The following is a 19,484-nucleotide window of genomic DNA, read 5'->3' on the forward strand; positions in this document are numbered from 1 at the left end:
CTCTCCCGCAGATCAGCTCACACTCGTCCATACAAAAAACGCCCTTGTCACCGATCGCCTCGTTTTGAACGGGCGATCGGTGCAAGGGCGTTTCTCGTTTCTGTCCGCTTCCGAAGAACAGCTTCCGTTTTTTAACAACTGCTACAGCTTTTTAACCCCGGTTGCTCAGCTGAAAGCGCAGCGGTCAAGCGTTGCGGGAGACGACCTGAAACGCTTCCTGCATCGACTTGGCGAGCGCTTCCACCTGTCCGCGTCTTAACATCGTGAAATGATCGCCCGCCACCTGCCGCACGTCCACGTTTGGCAACAGGTCGTCCCAGCCAAGCGTCGGAGCGAGCGGATGCAGGGCGCTCTTCTCGCTGAGGAACAGCGCGGTCGCCAGATCTGTCACGCCGTCCGGTTGATAGCAGGCGAGCGCTGCTCGATTCGCCTTGAACACGCTGTAGAGCCGATTCAATCGCTCCAAGCCGAGCCCGGAGGAGAGATGGCGATCCAAGCTCTTCAGCCCTTCCAGCTCATCCGCAGCGTCGAGCTCCGCCAGCTCTTCAGGAAGCGGGACATTGCCCAACTGCCCGGCGAGGTCGACAGCAAAGGCGGACAGCGCATCCCCTTCCTCTGTCATCAGCGTCGGAGCAAAACTGTCGATCAACAGCAGCGTGGACACTTCGCGCCCTCGTGCCTGCAATTGGCGAGCCATCGCATAGGCGACCGCCCCGCCGAACGACCAGCCGGCGAGTCGGAACGCACCTTCTTGCTGAACGGCGATGATCGCTTGCACATAGTCGGCTGCCATCTGATCGATGCTCGCGATCGGCGCTTCCCCCGCCTCAAGCCCACGCGCTTGTAGCGCATAGAGCGGTTCCTCACCATCCCACGCGTCGGCCAACTCCAGATAGGACAGGGCGCTGCCACCGATCGCATGGACGAAGAAGATCGGCGTCCCCTCCCCTTTTTTCAACTGGACGAGCGGCGAATCGCTCGCCTGCCCATCTTCGCGCAACGCACGGGCGATGCCTGCTACTGTCGCCTGTTGGAACAGGGAGGAGAGCGCAAGTTCGCGGCCGAACTGTTGGCGAATCTGCGCGGTCAGGCGCACCGCCAGCAGCGAATGGCCGCCGAGCGCAAAGAAATTGTCGTTCACCCCGACCTGTGCCAGGCCGAGCAGATCGGCAAAGATCTGGGACACCGAAAGCTCGATCGCATCCCGCGGGGCCACATATTCTGCCGCAAGCGCTGCGCGTTGCTCCGCAGGAGCAGGAAGCGCTCGCCGGTCGATCTTGCCGTTTGCTGTGATCGGCAGCGCGTCGAGCACGACGATCGCGGACGGCACCATGAAGGCGGGAAGCTGTGCCAGCAGGTGTTCGCGCAGCTCTTCAGCGCCGAGTTGCGCCGCGTCCCCTGCCACATATCCCACCAAACGGGGGTCGCCCGGCAGATCTTCGCGCAGGAGCACCGTCGCGTCGCGAACGAGCGGATGGTTCCGCAGCACCGCCTCCACCTCACCGAGCTCGATGCGGAAGCCGCGCAGTTTTACCTGATCATCGATCCTGCCGAGGAATTCGAGGTTGCCGTCTGGCAGCCAGCGCACGCGGTCGCCCGTCTTGTACATCCGCTCGCCGCCGATCTGCAGGAATTTTTCGCTCGTCAGCTCCGGCCGGTTGAGATAGCCTCGCGCCAAGCTGATGCCCGCCAGATACAGTTCGCCCGGCACGCCGATCGGCACCTGTTGCATCCGCTCGTCGAGCACGTACAACCTCGCGTTTTGGATCGGATAGCCGAGCAGGCCGCTGCGATCGCCAGCGCTTGCTTGCATGCTCGTAACGGCGACTGTCGCCTCTGTCGGCCCGTATTCGATAAACAGGTCGTGCGCGCTGGCAAAGCGTTCGATCAGCTCTTGTCCGATCGCTTCGCCGCCGGCGACGATCGTGCGCAAGAGCGGCAGTTCGTACGGCGGGAGCATCGCCAGCGCCGCGGGTGACAGGCAGATGGCGGTGATTCGCTCCGCTCGCAATTGGTCGATCAACTCAGGCCCTGGCAATCGATGTTCAGCAAAGCAGACGGTCGCGCCGGTCACCAAAGGAACGAGCAGATCACAGGCGGACGCATCGAAGGAGAAGGAGATATATTTTAACACGCGATCCCCCTGCTTCCATCCGAAGCGACGCTGATGATCTTCCACGAAGTTCACCGCGCCGCGATGCATCAACATCGTGCCTTTCGGTTGACCTGTCGAGCCTGACGTATAGATCACATAGGCGAGGCTGTCAGGAGTCGCACCACCGTTCACCGGCTCTTCGCTGACGGCAGACCAATCCCCGTCGAGCAACAGCACATCCTGATCGCCAACGGGCAAACTCGGACGCAGCAGTTCGGTCGTCAGCAGCCAGCTCGCCTGCGAATCGTCCAGCATGTAGCGCAGGCGGTCGCTCGGGTAGGTCGGGTCGAGCGGCAGATAGGCACCGCCCGCTTTCAGCACCGCCAGCACTCCGATCGCCATCTCCGGCGTGCGCTCTGTCGCGATCGCCACCAGCCGATCCGGTCCGACGCCTTTCGCTTGCAGGGCGTTCGCGATCCGATTGGCGCGCAGATCCAGCTCGCGATAGGTCAGCGTCATCCCTTGATGCTCGACTGCGATCGCATCTGGCGTCCGCTCCACCTGCGCCTCGAACAGCTGGTGCAAGCATGCGTCTGCCGAGTAGGGAGCATCTGTCGCTCGCCAGCTGGCGAGCAGGCTCCGCTCGCGTTCGGTCAACAGCGACAGTTCGGACAGCGAGCGGTCAGGATCGCTCACCACCTCTGTCAGCACCACGTTCAGCCGTTCGACCAGCCGCTGCACCGTCTCCTCATCGAACAGGTCGGTGTTGTACTGCACATGGCCGCGCAGACCATCGCCCGCCTCAAAGAACGAGAAGGTCAGGTCGAACAGCGAGGTTCCTTTTTCGATCGGAAGCGATGTCAAGCTGAGACCCGGCAGTTCGAGGTCGCCCCGCGGCGCATTTTGCAGCGCGAACATCACTTGGAACAGCGCCGGATAGCTCATGTCGCGATCTGGCTGAACCTCCCGAACCAAGCGCTCAAACGGCAAATCTTGATGCGCGTACGCACCGAGCGTCGTCTCGCGCACCCGCGCCACCAGCTCGCGGAAGCTCGGATCGCCCGACAGATCGGTCCGCAGCGCCAACGTGTTGACGAAAAAGCCGATCATCGCCTCTGTCTCCTGGCGCGTCCTTCCGGCGATCGGCGTTCCGATCACCAGATCTTCCTGCCCGGACGTGCGGGCGAGCATGGTGGAGAAGGCTGCCAGCAATGTCATGAACAGGGTTGCGCTCTCGCTGTGGCTCAGCTCTTTCAGCGCGGGCAACAGCCCATCGCCGAGCTCCACTTCCAGCAGCGTGCCATTGTATGTCTGCACCGCCGCTCGCGGTCGATCTGTCGGCAGCTGCAGCACGAACGGCGCATCTGCCAACTGCTCGCGCCAATAGTCAAGCTGTCGCGCAAGCTCCTCACCCTGCAACCATTTCCGCTGCCAGCTCGCATAGTCTGCATACTGGATGGCAAGCGGCGGGAGCGGGGATGGCTCCGCTTTCGCAAACGCCGAGTAGAGCGTCGACCACTCCTCGATAAAAATCCCCATCGACCATCCATCGGAGACGATGTGATGCATCGTCAGCAGCAGGATGTGCTCCTCTTCCGCCAACTTCAAAAGCGTCGCCCGCACCAGATGCTCGCGCGTCAGGTCGAACGGTCTGTCCCCTTCTTCCATCGCGGTGAGCAGCGCCTGCATCTCGCGCTCAACGGCGGACAGCTCGGTCAGATCGATCTTTTCGAACGGCATTTCCGCCTCCTGCAAGATCTGCTGTTCCGCCTCCCCGTCCACCGTCAGGAACACGGTGCGGAGAACTTCATGGCGATGCACGATCTCATCGAACGCCCGCTTGAGCGCTTCAGCATCTAAACGCCCGGTGAGCCGAAGCGCGATCGGCATATTGTAGGTCGAGCTCGCTCCCTGAAACTGCTCAAAAAACCATAAGCGCTCCTGGGCGAATGACAGCGGGAGCCGTTCGGTGCGCGGGGCAGTGGTGATCGGCACAAGATGGGTCGCCCCCTCTTCACGCAGCTTTTGCCCAACGCGGGCTGCCAATCCCTCCACCGTCGGCGCCTCGAACAGATCGCGCAGCGGCAGTTCGACGCGCACCAGCTGAGTCAGATGCGCCATCACTTGCGTCGCCAACAGCGAGTGGCCGCCCAGCTCGAAGAAATTGTCGTACACGCCGACCTGATCCAGTCGAAGCACGTTTCGCCAGACGGTGGCGACCGCATCTTCCAGCGTCGTGCGCGGCAGGACGACCTCCGCGTCCCCGCTGCTGAAGACGGGAGCGGGCAAGGCGCTGCGATCCACTTTGCGGTTGACCGTCAGCGGAAACTCGTCGAGGATGACGAACAGCGCGGGCACCATAAATTCGGGCAGTGTCGATTTCAGATGATGGCGCAGGTCGGCGATCTGCGGCGCTTCTGCCCCGCCGGTCGCCACATAGCCGACCAGCCGCTTGTCGCCCGTCTCATCCTGATGGGCGATGACGACCGCGTCGATCACCTGCTGATGTTGGCGCAGCGCCGATTCGATCTCTCCGAGCTCCACGCGGAAGCCGCGAATTTTCACTTGGCTGTCGACCCGTCCCAAATACTCGACCGAACCGTCTGGCAACCAGCGCGCCAGATCGCCCGTCTTGTACACGCGCCCATACTCGCTGTCGACAAACTTTTCTGCCGTCAGATCGGGGCGCTGCAGGTAGCCTCGCGCCACTCCGACACCGCCGACGTGCAACTCGCCGGGCACGCCGATCGGCACCGGTTGCATCAGGCTGTCCAAAATGTACACTTCTGTGTTCGGCAGCACTTGGCCGATCGAGGGATGCTCGCTTCCGACACACTCCGCAAACGTCACCGCGACGGTGATCTCAGTCGGCCCATACACGTTGAGGAAGCGGCGTCCTGCCTGCTCCCAATGCTGGACAACCTCTTGGGACAGCATCTCGCCGCCTGCGATCACCCGCTTCAGCTCCGGCAGATCATCGCTCGGCAAGATGGCGAGCACTGAAGGTGTGCAATGGATGGTGGTGATCCGTTTGTCGCGCATGATGCGCTGCAGGTGCGGCCCTGGCAGCAGATCATCCTGCCGGATCATCACCACCGTTCCTCCTGTCAACAGCGTCGGGTAGATGTCGATCACCGAAGCGTCGAAGGAGAACGAGGGGAACTGCAGCACCCGATCGCTCTCGTCCATCCCCAGCTTTTCGATCATCGCTTGGACGAAGTTGAGCAGTCCGCGATGGCGGATCATCACCCCTTTGGGTCGCCCGGTCGAACCGGAGGTGAAGATCGAGTAGGCCAGCTGTTCGGAGGAGATCGCGCCGGTCAGGTTGGTGCTCGGCGCATCTGCCAGCTCGTCTCGATCGAGCAAAATTTGATGCGCGGTGTGCGGCAGTCTGTCCGCCAGCCACGATTGGGTGAGCAGAACGTCAGCCTGACTGTCTTCCAGCATGAATTCGATCCGCTCTTTCGGATAGGTCGGATCGATCGGCACATAAGCGCCGCCCGCTTTCAGTACGCCGAGCAAGCCGACGATCATCTCCAGCCCCCGCTCGACCGCCACGCCGACCAGCTTCTCCGCTCCGACGCCGATCTGCTGCAGTCGATGCGCGAGGCGATTCGCCCGCTCGTTCAGCTGGCGGTAGGTCAGGTGATCCCCAGCAAACTCCACCGCCGGATGGTCGGGCGTGCGCATCGCCTGCTCTTCGAACAGATGATGGACAGACACCCCTTCTGGTCGTGCAACTTTTGGCCCTTGAAACTTATGCAGGACAAGCTGCTTCTCTTCTGCCGTCAAGATCGGCGCAGCGTACACCGATCGATCCGGCTCTGCGACCAGCCCTTCCAAGAGCAAGGAGAAACGCTCGACCAACTGCTCCATCGTCCGCTCTTCGAACAGATCGGTGTTGTAGGTCAGATTGCCTGCCAGCCCATCCTCCACCTCGTAAAGCGACAGGGTCAGGTCGAACATCGACGTCACTTTTTGCACCGGGAAGTCGGTCAGCGTGAGCCCTGGCAATTCGAGCGCCTCTCGCGGCGCGTTCTGCAAGGCGAACATCACTTGGAACAGCGGTGCATAGCTCAGGTCGCGCTCCGCCTGCACTTCCCGCACGAGGCGTTCAAACGGCAGATCTTGGTGCGCATAGGCGCCGAGCGTCGTTTCGCGAACGCGAGTCAACAGCTCGTGGAAGCTCGGATCTCCAGACAGGTCGGTGCGCAGCGCGAGCGTGTTGACAAAAAATCCGATCAGCCCATCTGTCTCCTGGCGTGTGCGCCCGGCGATCGGGGAACCGACGATCAGATCCTGCTGCCCGGTCATCCGGCTGAGCAGGACGTTGAAGGCGGCAAGCAACGTCATGAACAGCGTGGTCCCCGCCTGCTGGCTCAACTCCTGCAAGCGCGGCAGCAGCCCTTTTGCCACCAACACCTCGCGCAACGCCCCGTTGTGCGTCTGCACGGTCGGCCGCGGCTTGTCGGTCGGCAAGCGCAGGATGAACGGCGCTTGGCGCAACTGCTCTTTCCAATAGCTGACCTGCGCTTCCAGCACTTCGCCTTGGAACCACTCCCGCTGCCAGTTGGCATAATCGACATACTGGATCGGCAACGGCACAAGCGGTGACGACTCCCCGTTTGCATAGGCGGCATAGAGCGTGGACAGCTCATGCACCAACACGCCCATCGACCAGCCGTCTGAGATGATGTGATGCATCGTCAGCAGCAGGATATGATCCTCATCAGAAAGGCGCAACAGCTTCGCCCGCAGCAGTGCGCCCGCTGTCAGATCGAACGGTTGCTCACCTTCCTCCACCGCTTCCAGCGCGGCCTGAATCTCGGCGATCTCCGGCATCAGCGACAGATCGACCACGGTGAACGGCATCTTCCCTTCACTTGCGATCTCCTGTCTCGCTTCGCCTTGCACCGAGAGGAACGCCGTGCGCAACACTTCATGTCGGCTGACGATCTCATCGAACGCCTGCCGAAGCGCCGGCTCGTTCAAGCGCCCGTTCAGGCGCAGGGCAAACGGCATGTTATAGGTGGACGTGTGGCGGTGATACTGTTCAAAAAACCACAGGCGCTCCTGGGCAAACGACAGCGGAAGCACGCCGTCTCGCGGCACCGGCAAGATCGGCAACACGCTCGATACGCCCTCTTCTCGCCGCTTTTTCTCGATCGCTGCTGCCAGCCCTTCTACCGTCGGCGATTCGAACAGGGTGCGCAGCGGCAGTTCGACAGACAGCGCGGTCGCCAGGTGTGCCATCACCTGCGTCGCCAGCAGCGAATGGCCGCCGAGTTCGAAAAATTGATCCTGTACGCCAACTTGGGGCACGCGCAACACTTTTTGCCACACTTCCGCCACAGCCGCTTCGATCGGCGTGCGGGGCAAGAGCGTCTCCTGTCCGCCGCTTTGCGAGCGGTCAGGTGCGGGCAGCGCATCGCGATCCACCTTTCCATTGACGGACAAGGGGAACGCGTCCAACATCACGTACAGGGCGGGTACCATAAACTCTGGCAGCGCTTGGGTCAGATAGCTGCGCAGCTCGCTGGTCGAAGGCGGGTTCTGCTCATCGATCACAAGATAGCCGACCAGCTGTTGATCGCCCGTCTCTTCTCGGCGAGCGATGACCAGCGCCTCCTGCACCGCCGGGTGCTGGCGCAGAATCGCCTCGATCTCTCCCAGTTCGATGCGGAAGCCGCGAACTTTCACCTGCTGGTCGATCCGTCCCAAATATTCGATCGTGCCATTTGGCAGCCAGCGTGCTAAGTCGCCCGTCTTGTACAAGCGCCCATAGGAGCTCTCCACAAACTTTTCGGCGGTCAGCTCCGGTCGATTCAGATAGCCGCGAGCCAAGCTGACCCCGCCGACGTGCAGTTCGCCCGCCACCCCGATCGGCACCGGTTGCATCTGCGGGTCGAGGAGGTGAATCTCCACATTGGGCAGGGGACGACCGATCGTCGGCGCGCGTTCACCGGTGCAGAGCTCGCTGGTCACGATGACAGTCGTCTCCGTCGGACCGTACACGTTGTAAAAGCGCCTGCCCGCCTGTTGCCAACGCCTGAACACCGCGTCGGGCAGCACCTCGCCGCCGGCGAGCACCGTCGTCAGCTCGGGCAGATCTTCACAGGGTAGCAACGCTAGCATCGACGGCGTGCCGAACAGCTGGTTGATGCGCAGTTCCCGCAGCAGCGCCTGCAGTTGCGGGCCAGGGATCAGGTCGCCGCGATTGACCATGACGACCGTACCGCCTGCGATCAGCGTCGGGAAGATGTCGATCACCGAGGCGTCGAACGAGAAAGAGGCGAATTGCAAGACGCGAACTCCCTCGCCGATCGTAAGCTCCGCGACCAACGACTGGGCAAAGTTGACCAGCCCGCGATGGGGCACCAATACCCCTTTCGGTCGTCCGGTCGAGCCAGAGGTGTAGATCACGTAGGCGAGATCGGACGGGCTTGCGCTTTCGAGCAGATCGTCCGCCCGCTCCGCTTCGAACAGCTCTTGATCCAAGCGGATGAGCAGAGCGTTCCCCTGCGGCAAGTCGGGTGCAAGCTCTGACAAGGTCAGCAACACCTCGATCTGCGCGTCCTCCAACATGTAGGCGATCCGCTCCTGCGGATAGGCAGGATCGATCGGCACATAGGCACCGCCCGCCTTCAGCACGCCGAGCAGGCCGACGATCATCTCAATCCCCCGCTCGACGGCGATCCCCACCAGCTTGTCCCGCCCGACGCCGAGCGCTCGCAAGCGATGCGCAAGCCGGTTGGCGCGCTCGTTCAGCTCGCGGTAGGTCAGCGCAGTCGAACCGTGCTCGACCGCCACCCGATCGGGTGTGCGAACCACCTGCGCTTCGAACAGGCGCGTGGCTGGCAGATCGTCGCGGAACGGCACTTTCTGGCCTTGAAACGAAGCGAAGACCTGCTGTTCCTCTGCGAGCAACAGCGGCAGGTCGAACACCGGACGGTCTGGCGCTTCGACCATGCGTTCGATCAGCACCTGATAATGCCGCATCATCTGGTCGATCGTCTCCCCGTCGAACAGGTCGGTGTTGTACTCGACAAAGCCGATCAGCCCGCCGTTCTCCTCCTGCAGCGACACGGTGATATCAAACTTGGCGGTGCCTCGCTCCAGAGGGAAATCGCTCCAGGTCAGCCCAGACAGGCTCAGATCGTCCATCGGCGCATTTTGCAGCGCGAACATCACCTGGAACAAGGGCGGATGGCTCATATCCCGCTCCGGTCGCAGCTCCTTCACCAAGCGCTCAAAGGGCAGGTCTTGGTGTGCGTACGCCGCAAGCGTTACCTCCCGCACCCGGTGCAGAAGTTCGAAAAAGCTCGGATGGCCAGAAAGATCGGTGCGCAGGACGAGCGTGTTGACAAAAAATCCGATCAGCCCATGCGTCTCAGGGCGAGTGCGCCCGGCGATCGGCGATCCGATCGAGATGTCATCCTGACCGGAATAGCGTGCCATCAGCACGTTGAACGCCGCGAGCAGCGACATGAACAGCGTCGTGCCCTCCGCTTGGCTGCACGCCTTCAACCGCTCGGTGATCGCTTTATCGAGGACGATCTCGCGCGTCGAACCGACGAACGTCTGCACAGCAGGGCGCGGTCGATCGGTCGGCAAGCGCAGCAGGGACGGAGCGCCTTGCAGCTTTTGTTTCCAATAGGATAGCTGGCTGTCGAGCACCTCGCCTTGCAACCACTCGCGCTGCCAGCTGGCAAAGTCAGCATATTGCAGCGGGAGCTCCGGAAGCGGTGACTCCGCTCCGCTGCGAAATGCGCCGTACAGCTTGGACAGCTCATCGATCAAAACGCCCATCGACCAACCGTCGGAGATGATGTGATGCATCGTCAGGAGCAAAAGATGCTCCTCCGCTGCCAGCTTGAGCAGTTGAGTGCGCACCAGCGCATCGCGCGTTAGATCGAACGGTTTGTTTCCTTCTTCCACCGCCGCAAGCGCCGCCTGAAGCTCTGCCGATTCGAAAGGCATGTCGGTCAGATCGATCTGTTCAAACGGCATCTCCCGCTCGTCGGCGATCACCTGCTCCGGCTGGCCGTTCACCACGACAAACGTGGTTCGCAGCGTCTCATGCCGAGCCATCAGCTGGTCAAAACTGCGCTTGAGCGCCTCGACATCCAGTTGGCCCGACAAGCGAAGCGCCATCGGGATGTTGTAGGCGGCCGACTCGGTGTTCAGCTGTTCCAAGAACCACAGCCGCTCCTGGGCAAACGACAGGGGAAGCCGCTCGTTGCGATCGACCGGCTGCAAGGTGGTCTGCTCGCTTGGCGTTTTCTGCAGTCCTTCGATGATCTTGGCCAGCTCTTCGATCGTCGGCGATTCGAACAGCGCGCGCAGCGGCAGTTCGACCCCGAGCGCGCTGAGGATCGCTCCGGTCACCTGGGTCGCCAAGAGCGAATGCCCGCCGAGCGAGAAAAAGTTGTCTGTCACGCCCACCCCTTCGAGGCGGAGCACTTTTTTCCAGATGGAGACGAGCTCCGCTTCCACCTGCGTGCGGGCCGAGACGATCTCTTCCGCGCCTGCCGCATGTTCTCGCGTTGGCGCAGGCAGTCCGCGGCGGTTGATCTTGCCGTTCGGCGTCACCGGCAGCGCGTCCAAGCAGACAAAGTAGGCGGGCAGCATGAACGCGGGCAGTTCCCCCTGTAAAAAGAGGCGAAGTTCATGCGGTGTCGGCACACCCTGTCCGGCGACATAGGCGATGATCTGCCCATCGTTCGCCAGAGCTGCCGCCTGCTTGATGCTCGCATGGCTCAGCAGAGCAGCTTCGATCTCGCCGAGCTCGATCCGGAAGCCGCGAATTTTCACCTGCTGATCTAAGCGGCCCAAATATTGCAGGTTGCCATCGGGCAGCCAGCGGGCTTTGTCACCCGTCTTGTACAGCCTGCCAAACGGGCTCTCGATAAACTTTTCGCTCGTCAGGTCAGGACGGCGCAAATACCCGCGCCCCACCCCGGTTCCTGCCGCGTGCAGCTGACCGGGCATCCCGATCGGCAACGGCTGCAACCGCTCATCTAACACATAGACGCGCATGTTGGCCAGCGGCCTGCCGATCGGCGGCATGCTCAGCGCTGCTGACGTTTGAGCCGGCATTTCGAAGATCGTGGTGAGGACGGTCGCCTCCGACGGCCCGTAGCCGTTGACCACGCGAAAAGGCAGGTCGGGCCGCGGGTAGATTTTCAGCGCCTCGCCGCCTGTGGTCAACTGCTGCAGCGCAGTCTCCGCCGGCCAGCGCTGTTGCATCAGCGCTTCGGTGAGCGCCGTCGTCGCGAAGCTTTTCGTCACCGCCTGCTCGACCATCCAGTCCTTGAGCTGCTCTGGGGCGAGCATCACCTCCCGCTCCGGCTGGAAGATGGCGCATCCGGTGATCAAGGAGGGGAACAGATCGAGGATGGTGACGTCAAAGCCTGGCCCGGTCAGGTGTGTCGTGCGGTCGTCCGCAGTCAGGCCCGCATCGTTTTTGTACCAATGCGCGAAGTTGAGCAAGCTTTTGTGCAGCAGCTCCACGCCTTTCGGTGTGCCGGTCGAACCGGACGTGTAGAGCACGCAGGCGAGGTGATCAGGCTGGTTGCGAACGAGGAGATCGTCTGCGCTTTCCTTTTCGAACAAATGCGCGTCCGCATCGACACAGACGGTCAAGCAATCCGCTCCTCCCACCTGGTCGCGCAGGCTCTCCGCCGTCAGCACCACGTCAGCTCCGGCGTCCTCGATCATAAAGCGAATCCGCTCCGGCGGGTAGTTTGGATCGATCATCAGGAAAGCGCCGCCCGCCTTCCAGATCGCGAGGTAAGCGCCAACCTGTTCGGGCGAGCGCTCCAAGCAGACGCCGACCACCCGCTCAGGCCCAACCCCTTGCGCCTGGAGAAAGCGAGCGAGCCGATTGGCAAACGAGTTCAATTCCCCATAGCTCCACCGCTTGTGCGGCGCCGCGATCGCCAGCGCTTCGGAGCGCTCCTTCGCCTGTTCTTCTACGTAGTCGAGCAACTGTTTGTCGAGCGGGAATTCCACTTCGGTTCGATTCCACTCCTCGATCACGCGCTGCTGTTCAGCGCGAGGCAGCAGCGGGATCTCCCACAGCTGCTGATCACCCTTGCTGGCCACCGCCTGCAACATCACAGACAGCTGATCGAGCATCTGGCGAACGGTCTGCAGCTCATAGCGAGTCGTCTCATACATCAGGCGCAAGATCAGTTGGCGGCCAGGGATACCGGTCAAGGTCAGCGGAAAGGAAGTCTGCTCCTCCGAAGTGCCATCGATGATCTTCAAGCTCTGCGGCTCCCCGCTCTCCGCCCCCTCCTCATCGAGGAAATTCTCGAAGACGAACAGCGTTTCAAACAGCGACAGACCGCGCGGCACTTCGCTCCACTCCTGCACTTTCGACAGCGGGCTGTGCTCAAACTGTCGCGCTTCTAGCTGTGCGGACTGCAGCGCTTGCAGCCACGGCCCAAGCTCCGCTTCGAGCGGAACGCGCGCTCGCACCGGCAGCGTGTTGATGAACATGCCCGCCATCGACTCGACGCCCTGCAGCTCGGCAGGGCGGCCAGACACCGTGCAGCCAAAAACGACCTCTTCCTCCCCGGAAGCCCGCCCGAGATAGAGCGCCCAAATGCCTTGAAACACAGTGTTCAGCGTCACCTGATGTTGCCGTGCCAACCGCTGCAATCCTGCTTGCACCTCGGCGGGCAAGGCGATCTCCTCGACCGCATAGCGCTGCTCGCCCGGCGCGAGCGTCCGCGCTCCGTAGTCGAGCGGCAGCGGTGTCGGCTCGGAAAACCCTTGCAGCGCCTCGCGCCAAAACGATTCTGCTCGCGCCATATCCTGCCCTTGCAGCCAGGCGAGATAATCTCGAAACGGCCGGGCGGGGCGCAGGTTGAGCTCACGGCCGGCACGATACGCCTCATAATGCTGCCAGACTTCTTGCAACACCAACTGCAGCGACCAGCCGTCGAGCAGCAGGTGATGAAACGTCCAGACGAAGCGGTGCGTCCGCTCCCCCAATCGAATGAGGGAGAGCCGCATCACCGGAGCTTCTGTAAACTGGAAGGGGAGGTGCCGATCTTGCTGGAAAAACGCTTGCAAGTCGCGCTCCTGCTCCGCTGCTGAAAGCGATCGCCAATCGAGTTCCTGCAGCGGAAGTTCGACCGTTCGATACACCACCTGCAGCGGTTTTTCTAACTCTTGCCAATAAAAGGCTGTGCGCAAGATCGGATGTCGCTCCATCACCTGTTGAAACGCGCGGACAAACGCCGCTCGATTCAATTCGCCTTCCAACGTCATGTTCAACTGTACCGCGTACACGCCCGAGTCGGGCGCGTACAGCGTATGGAACAGCATCCCTTGCTGTAATGGGGTCAGCTCGTATAGCGACTCGATGTTTTCGCGCTTCATTGTGCGCCTCCCAGCTTGCCGAGCGTGCTCAAAAATTTATCGAGATCCTGCTGATTGATGTTCGCCTCTGGGAAGTCGGATGGTGTAAAGCCCCCCGCGTTCGGATCGAGGCAATGCTGAATCAGCGCGCGCAGCTCGTCCACAAAATCTTGGGCGACCCGCTCGACCGTCTCGCGATGGTGGATGCTGGTGGAGAACTCCCAGCACACTTCCAGCTCGCCGTTGATCACGGTGGCGGAGAGCTGCAAGCTGTGCGGGCGGCTGCCGCTCAGCGCGCGCGGCGATCCGATCGCCTCTTTGGCAAAGCCGAACAGCGCGTCACCTGAGACTTGCTGATCGAACTGACCGAGGTAGTTGAACGAAACGTCAGCTTGCGGCAACGCTTGCAAGCGCTGCGCCACATCTCCCTGTTTGCACAGGCGGCGGAGCACGCCATAGCCGATCCCTTTGTTCGGGATGGCGCGCAGTTGCTCTTTGACCCGCTTCAGCTGTTCGCCCGGATGCTTGTCCAACCCGAGATCGACCAAGACCGGATAGATCGAAGTGAAGAAGCCGACGGTGCGCGAATGATCGACATCCTCCATCAGATCTTCCCGTCCATGCGCCTCGATGTTGACCAGCAGTCGGCGCTCCTGCGTCCAGTTGGCAAACGATTTGGCCAGCGCGGTGAGCAGCACATCGTTGATCTGCGTGTGGTACGCCTTCGGAACTTCCTGCAGCAGTTGCTGCGTCTCCGCTTTGGAGAGCGTGACATAGACGTTGTTGACAGACGACTCGACATTCTCGCCCGCCAGATCGGTCGGCAGCCCTTTGACCTGCTGCCAGCGCTCATCCAGCCAGTACGGCGCCTCTTGCATCGCTCGCTCGCTCTGCGCATACTCGTGCAAACGCTCCGCCCAATAGCGGTAGGAAGTGGTCTTCGGCGGCAGGGAGACCTTTTGGCCGGAGACGAGCTGCGTGTAGACGGTGCGGACATCTTCGATCAGCAGTCGCCAGGAAATGCCGTCGATCACGATGTGGTGCAGGGCGAACAGCAGACGTCCCGTATGCGCAGGGCCGAAATCGAAGTAGGCGAAGCGCACCAGCGGACCGTCGGTCAAGCTGAGGCTCGCTTGCAGTTCGGTCGCCGCCTCCTCCAGCGCAGATGCGTGCTGTTCCTGCGGCAGATGGCTCAGATCGATGCTGACAAACGGCACATCATCGCTCAGGTCGGCGTTGTATTGCGTCCAACCGTCCTCCTCGCGCACAAAGCGCATGCGCAGCGCGTCATGATGTTTCATCAGCTCATGCAACGACTCTTTCAGCAGATCGAGGTCGACCCGCTGGCGCACTTCCAACAAAAACGGCATGTTCCAATAGTGCGGTTCTGGCAGGTTTTGATCGAGCAGCCAATGCTGCATCGGCGTCAGCGGCGCAGAGCCTGTCACCACGCCCTGCTCGCTTTGCACGACAGCCGCTTTGCCCGCGACTGCGGCGAGCTCGGCGATCGTCTGATATTTGAACATATCTTTTGGCGTCAAGCGCAATCCGGCTTGTCCGGCGCGGGTGATGATCTGAATCGACAGGATCGAATCGCCGCCAAGATCGAAGAAGTTGTCATAAATGCCCACCTGCTCCAAGCGGAGCACCTCCGCGAAGATGGTGGAAAGCACCGCTTCTACCTCGTTGGTCGGCATCGCATCGGTCGCTGTCAGCGACTGCAGGTCTGGCGCCGGCAGCTTTTTGCGATCCACCTTGCCGTTTGCGGTCAGCTCGATCTGATCGACCAGCACAAACAGGGCGGGCACCATATACTCGGGTAGGCGCTCTTTCAAGAAGTGGCGGAGGTCTGCCGAGGTGATCGACCCTTCCGCCTTCGGAACCACATAGCCGACCAGTCGCTTATGCCCCGGTTCGTCCTCGCGGTCGATCACCACCGCGGCGCGCACGTCCGGGTGCTTGGCGACCACCGCTTCGATCTCGCCCAGCTCGATGCGGAAACCGCGAATCTTCACCTGCTGGTCGATTCTCCCGAGGTATTCGAGCTCCCCGCTCGACAGGTAGCGACCCAGGTCGCCGGAGCGGTAGAGGCGCACCGTCTTGCCGTCGATCTCCTTTTGCACAAAGCGCTCGCTCGTCAGCTCGGCACGGTTTAAGTAGCCACGAGCGAGACCGGCACCGCCGACGCAGATCTCGCCAGGCACGCCGATCGGCACCGGCTGGCCGTACGCATCGAACAGAAAGACTTGCAGATCGCCGATCGGTCGACCGATCACAGATGCGGAGGAGTTCAGGTCATCGCGGTACAGCGGGCGGTAGGTGACATGGACGGTCGTCTCGGTGATGCCGTACATGTTGACCAGCTGCGGCTTCGAATCGCCATGTCGATCAAACCAGCTGCTGAGCCCTTGGATCTCTAACGCCTCACCGCCGAAGATCACATAGCGCAGTCGCAGGTCGGGGGATTGACCCACTCGCTCCTCTGCGTGCGTCAGCTGGCGGAACGCAGATGGCGTTTGGTTGAGCACCGTGACGCCCTCGCGGACGAGCAGCTCGTAAAACGCATCCGGCTCGCGGGAGATGAGGTAGGGCACCACGACCAGCTTGCCACCGTAGAGCAGCCCGCCCCACAATTCCCAGACGGAAAAGTCGAACGCATAGGAGTGGAACATCGTCCAGACATCCTGTTCCTGAAAGCGATACAGATGTTCCGTTTCCCCGAACAGGCGAATCACGTTGCGGTGCGGCACGAGAACCCCTTTTGGCGTTCCGGTCGAGCCGGACGTGTAGATCACATAGGCGAGCGTGTCGCCGTCCGCACCGCTCGCCAAGTCTTCCGCACTCTCCGCTGCGATCTCCGCCGCATCGCGATCGAGGCAGACCACTTTCGCGCTGTGTGGCGGCAAGTTGTCCAGCAGCCCTTCCTCCGTCACCAGCACAGCAGCTTGCGAGTCTTCCAGCATGAAGGCGATGCGATCTGACGGATAGGTCGGATCGAGCGGAACGTACGCACCGCCCGCCTTGAGAATCCCCAAGATGCTGACCACCATCCGCTCCGAACGCTCCACGCAAAGCCCGACCAGCGTCTCCGGCCCTACGCCCGAGCGGCGCAGATGGTGTGCCAAGCGGTTGGCGCGAGCGTTCAGCTCCGCATAGGTGAGCGCCCTGTTTTCATACGTGACAGCCACGCGATCGGGAGACGCTTTGACGCGCTGTTCGAACAGCTGATGCAGAGCGGGGGAAACCTCCTGTGCACCCGACTCCTGCCACTCGCCAAACAGCTGTTTGCGCTCGGCTGCGCTCATCATCGCCAACTCAGAGATCTTCAAGTCGGGCTGTTCCACAATCTCGTGCAGCAGGTTCATATAATGGTCGGCCATCCGCACGATCGTGCTGTGCTCAAACAGGTCGGCCCGATATTCGAACAGGCTCAGCCCGCCATCGTTTTCCACGATCGCAAGCGTCAGATCATACTTGGCCGTCTGGTTGTCGATCCATTCTCCATCCACTTCGATGCCCGGCAGGGTGAACTTTTCCTCCGGCACATCGACATAGACGAACACCGCCTGATAGATCGGGTTGCGGCTCGCATCTCGCTCCGGCTTGATGTCGTCCAAGATCAGACCGAACGGCGTGGTCTTGTAGTCATAGGCGCCGAAGGATGTGTTTTTCACGCGGCGCAACACTTCGCGGAAGGACAGATCGCCGGTGATCTCGGTGCGCAGCGGAATCGTCGTCAAGAAATAGCCGAAGATGTTCTCCGTCTCCACTTTGTCGCGGTTGGCGAGCGGCGTGCCGACGATGATGTCCGGTTGCCCCGTATAGCGATAGAGCAAAACTTTGAACGCTGCCATCGCGATCATGTTCGCCGTCGCATTCTCTTGACGAGCCAGCGCCTTCAGCCGGTTGAACAGCTCCTGGGGAATCACAAAGTTGTGGCGCGCCCCCTTGTAGTCCTGATCCGCTTGGCGCGGATAATCGGTCGGCAGATCGAGGACGAGCGATGCCCCTTCCAGATGCTTGCGCCAGTAGCTCAGCTGCTTCTCCAGCTCCGCGCCCTGAATCGTCTGGCGCTGATGCTCCGCATAGTCCGCATATTGGATCGGGAGCGGCGCGTGCTCCGGCTCTTCCCCGTTCAGATAGGCGGTGTAGTTGACCTTCAGCTCATGGAAGAACATCGAGAAGGTCACGCGGTCCATCACGATATGGTGGACGGAGAAGACGAAGACGGTGTCCGTATCTGACATCCGAATCAGCATCGCGCGCAGCAGCGGGCCGTTTTCCAGATCGAACAGGCGGTTGGACTCGCGGAACTTCTCCGCTTCCATCGCCTCTTCGCGCTCCGCCGCTGGGAGATGGCGCAGGTCGATCACCGTCAGCTTGATCTCCACCTTCGGCTGAACGATCTGTACGACTTGGCCCTCCTGCATCCTAAACGTGGTGCGCCACGCCTCATGGCGGGCGACGATCGTGTTAAAGGCGCGCTCTAACGCCTCGATGTGCAAAATGCCGTGGAAGCGCAACGCGGTGTACACGTTGTAGGTCGATTTGTCCGGTTCCATCTGCTGGAAAAACCACAGGCGCTCTTGGTCGTAGGACAGCGGGCTCGGACGGTCGTGCCCACGCGGCGGAATCGTCTCCTCCTCTTTTTGCTCTTGCGGAAGTTCGATACCCATCTTTTTGAGCTGGGCTTCAAACACCTTGCGCTGCTCTGGCGACAAGGATTTGATGCGTTCCTGTAAGTCCTTCATGTCCGAACCCCCTAGACGGTTTGTTTGACGCGATATCGATCTTTCAATTCGTTCAGATGCGTGAGACCTTCTAACACCGTCTGGTGTTCGAGCCCAAAATCGACGAGGCAAGCGACTTCGGTGACGCCGACCTCGATCAGGTTGTTGATCAGGTTTTCACACTTGTCGACCGTGCCGAGCAACGTGCTCTCTTCAAAATAGCGCTCATAGGCGAAGGAGACCAACGCGTCTTTGTCCGCTTCGGTGGCGAGGTCGAAATCGCTCTTGAAGTTGTCCTGTTGGCGCAGGAAGGTGCGCAGGTAGTTGGTCAGCGGTTTGCGCGCCTGCTCTTTGACCACGCTGTTGTCTGTGCCGAGGAAGGTGTGCAGCATGACGGACACCTTGCCCTTCGCCGGGTCGTGGCCCGCCTTTTCCCGCGCCTCCCGATAGAGCTTGATCTTCTGTTCCAGCTCATGAAGCGGCTGGTTGACCAGACCGGTCAGGATGTGCCCGCCCATCTCGCCCGCTTTGATCAGCGTTTCGGGCGCTCCCTGGGAGGCGAACCAAAATTCGAGCTCCGGTTGGATCGGGCGAGGCAGCATGCGCGTCTGCACAGGCTCGCCGTCGATCCCCTCCATCGTGACCGTCTCGCCTTTCCAGAGGCGCTGAATGATGTCGAGCGAATCGATCATCTCATTGCGCCTGTTTTTGTAATACGCGGGCGTCGGCTTCGGCGCGAGAATAAAGTCGTTCGGATGCCAGCCGGATGCTGCGCAGATGGCGATGCGCCCGCCGGAGAGGTTGTCGACGACCGACCACTCTTCGGCGACGCGGATCGGATGGTGCAGCGGCACCGCGACCGAGCCTGCGCGCAGTTCGATCTCCTTCGTCATCATCGCAAGCGCTGCGGAGAGCACCGCCGGATTCGGGTAGAGCCCGCCAAAATCTTGGAAATGGCGCTCTGGCGTCCAGACGGCCGCATAGTCGTGCTCATCACCATGTTTGGCGCAATCGAGCAACAGCTTGTACTTGTCGCGGCTGGCCGTGCTGCCATCGCCGGAGAAAAAGTACAGGGAGAAGTCCATACCCTTGTTCGGATCGCGCTCTTTCTTCTCCAATCCTGTACCTTTGAAGGCGGGGGAGGCTCCCTCACCGCTAATCGAGACGGCCATGTTGCCATCCTCTTTTTTGACCAATGCGTCGAGTCCTTGCTTTTTCAACTGCTTTTCCAGCAGGGCGCGCTGTTCGGGTGACAGGGCGGCGAGTCGTTTATTCAGATCGTTCAT

Annotated in this window: 3 protein-coding genes; all 3 read right to left on the reverse strand. The window is 61.3% G+C overall.

Annotated features, from left to right (window positions below; genetic code table 11):
- Positions 1-184: 184 nt before the first annotated feature.
- The 3 genes from ACFSOY_RS04565 to ACFSOY_RS04575 are packed head-to-tail and all read right to left on the reverse strand — an operon-like array spanning position 185 to position 19,484.
- Positions 185-13,489 (reverse strand): non-ribosomal peptide synthetase, encoded by a 13,305-nt coding sequence (locus tag ACFSOY_RS04565; protein WP_386044338.1) that lies wholly within the window; start codon positions 13,487-13,489, stop codon positions 185-187.
- Positions 13,486-18,219, reverse strand: coding sequence for an amino acid adenylation domain-containing protein (locus tag ACFSOY_RS21250; RefSeq protein WP_386044339.1), 4,734 nt, complete (start codon positions 18,217-18,219; stop codon positions 13,486-13,488). The genes ACFSOY_RS04565 and ACFSOY_RS21250 overlap by 4 nt, the downstream gene beginning before the upstream one ends.
- Positions 18,220-18,230: 11 nt before the next feature.
- Positions 18,231-19,484 carry a MupA/Atu3671 family FMN-dependent luciferase-like monooxygenase gene (locus ACFSOY_RS04575; RefSeq protein ID WP_386044340.1) on the reverse strand — a complete coding sequence of 418 codons (1,254 nt, stop codon included), beginning with the start codon at positions 19,482-19,484 and terminating at the stop codon, positions 18,231-18,233.

Source organism: Tumebacillus lipolyticus, from assembly GCF_042682745.1.
Taxonomy (GTDB): domain Bacteria; phylum Bacillota; class Bacilli; order Tumebacillales; family Tumebacillaceae; genus Tumebacillus_A; species Tumebacillus_A lipolyticus.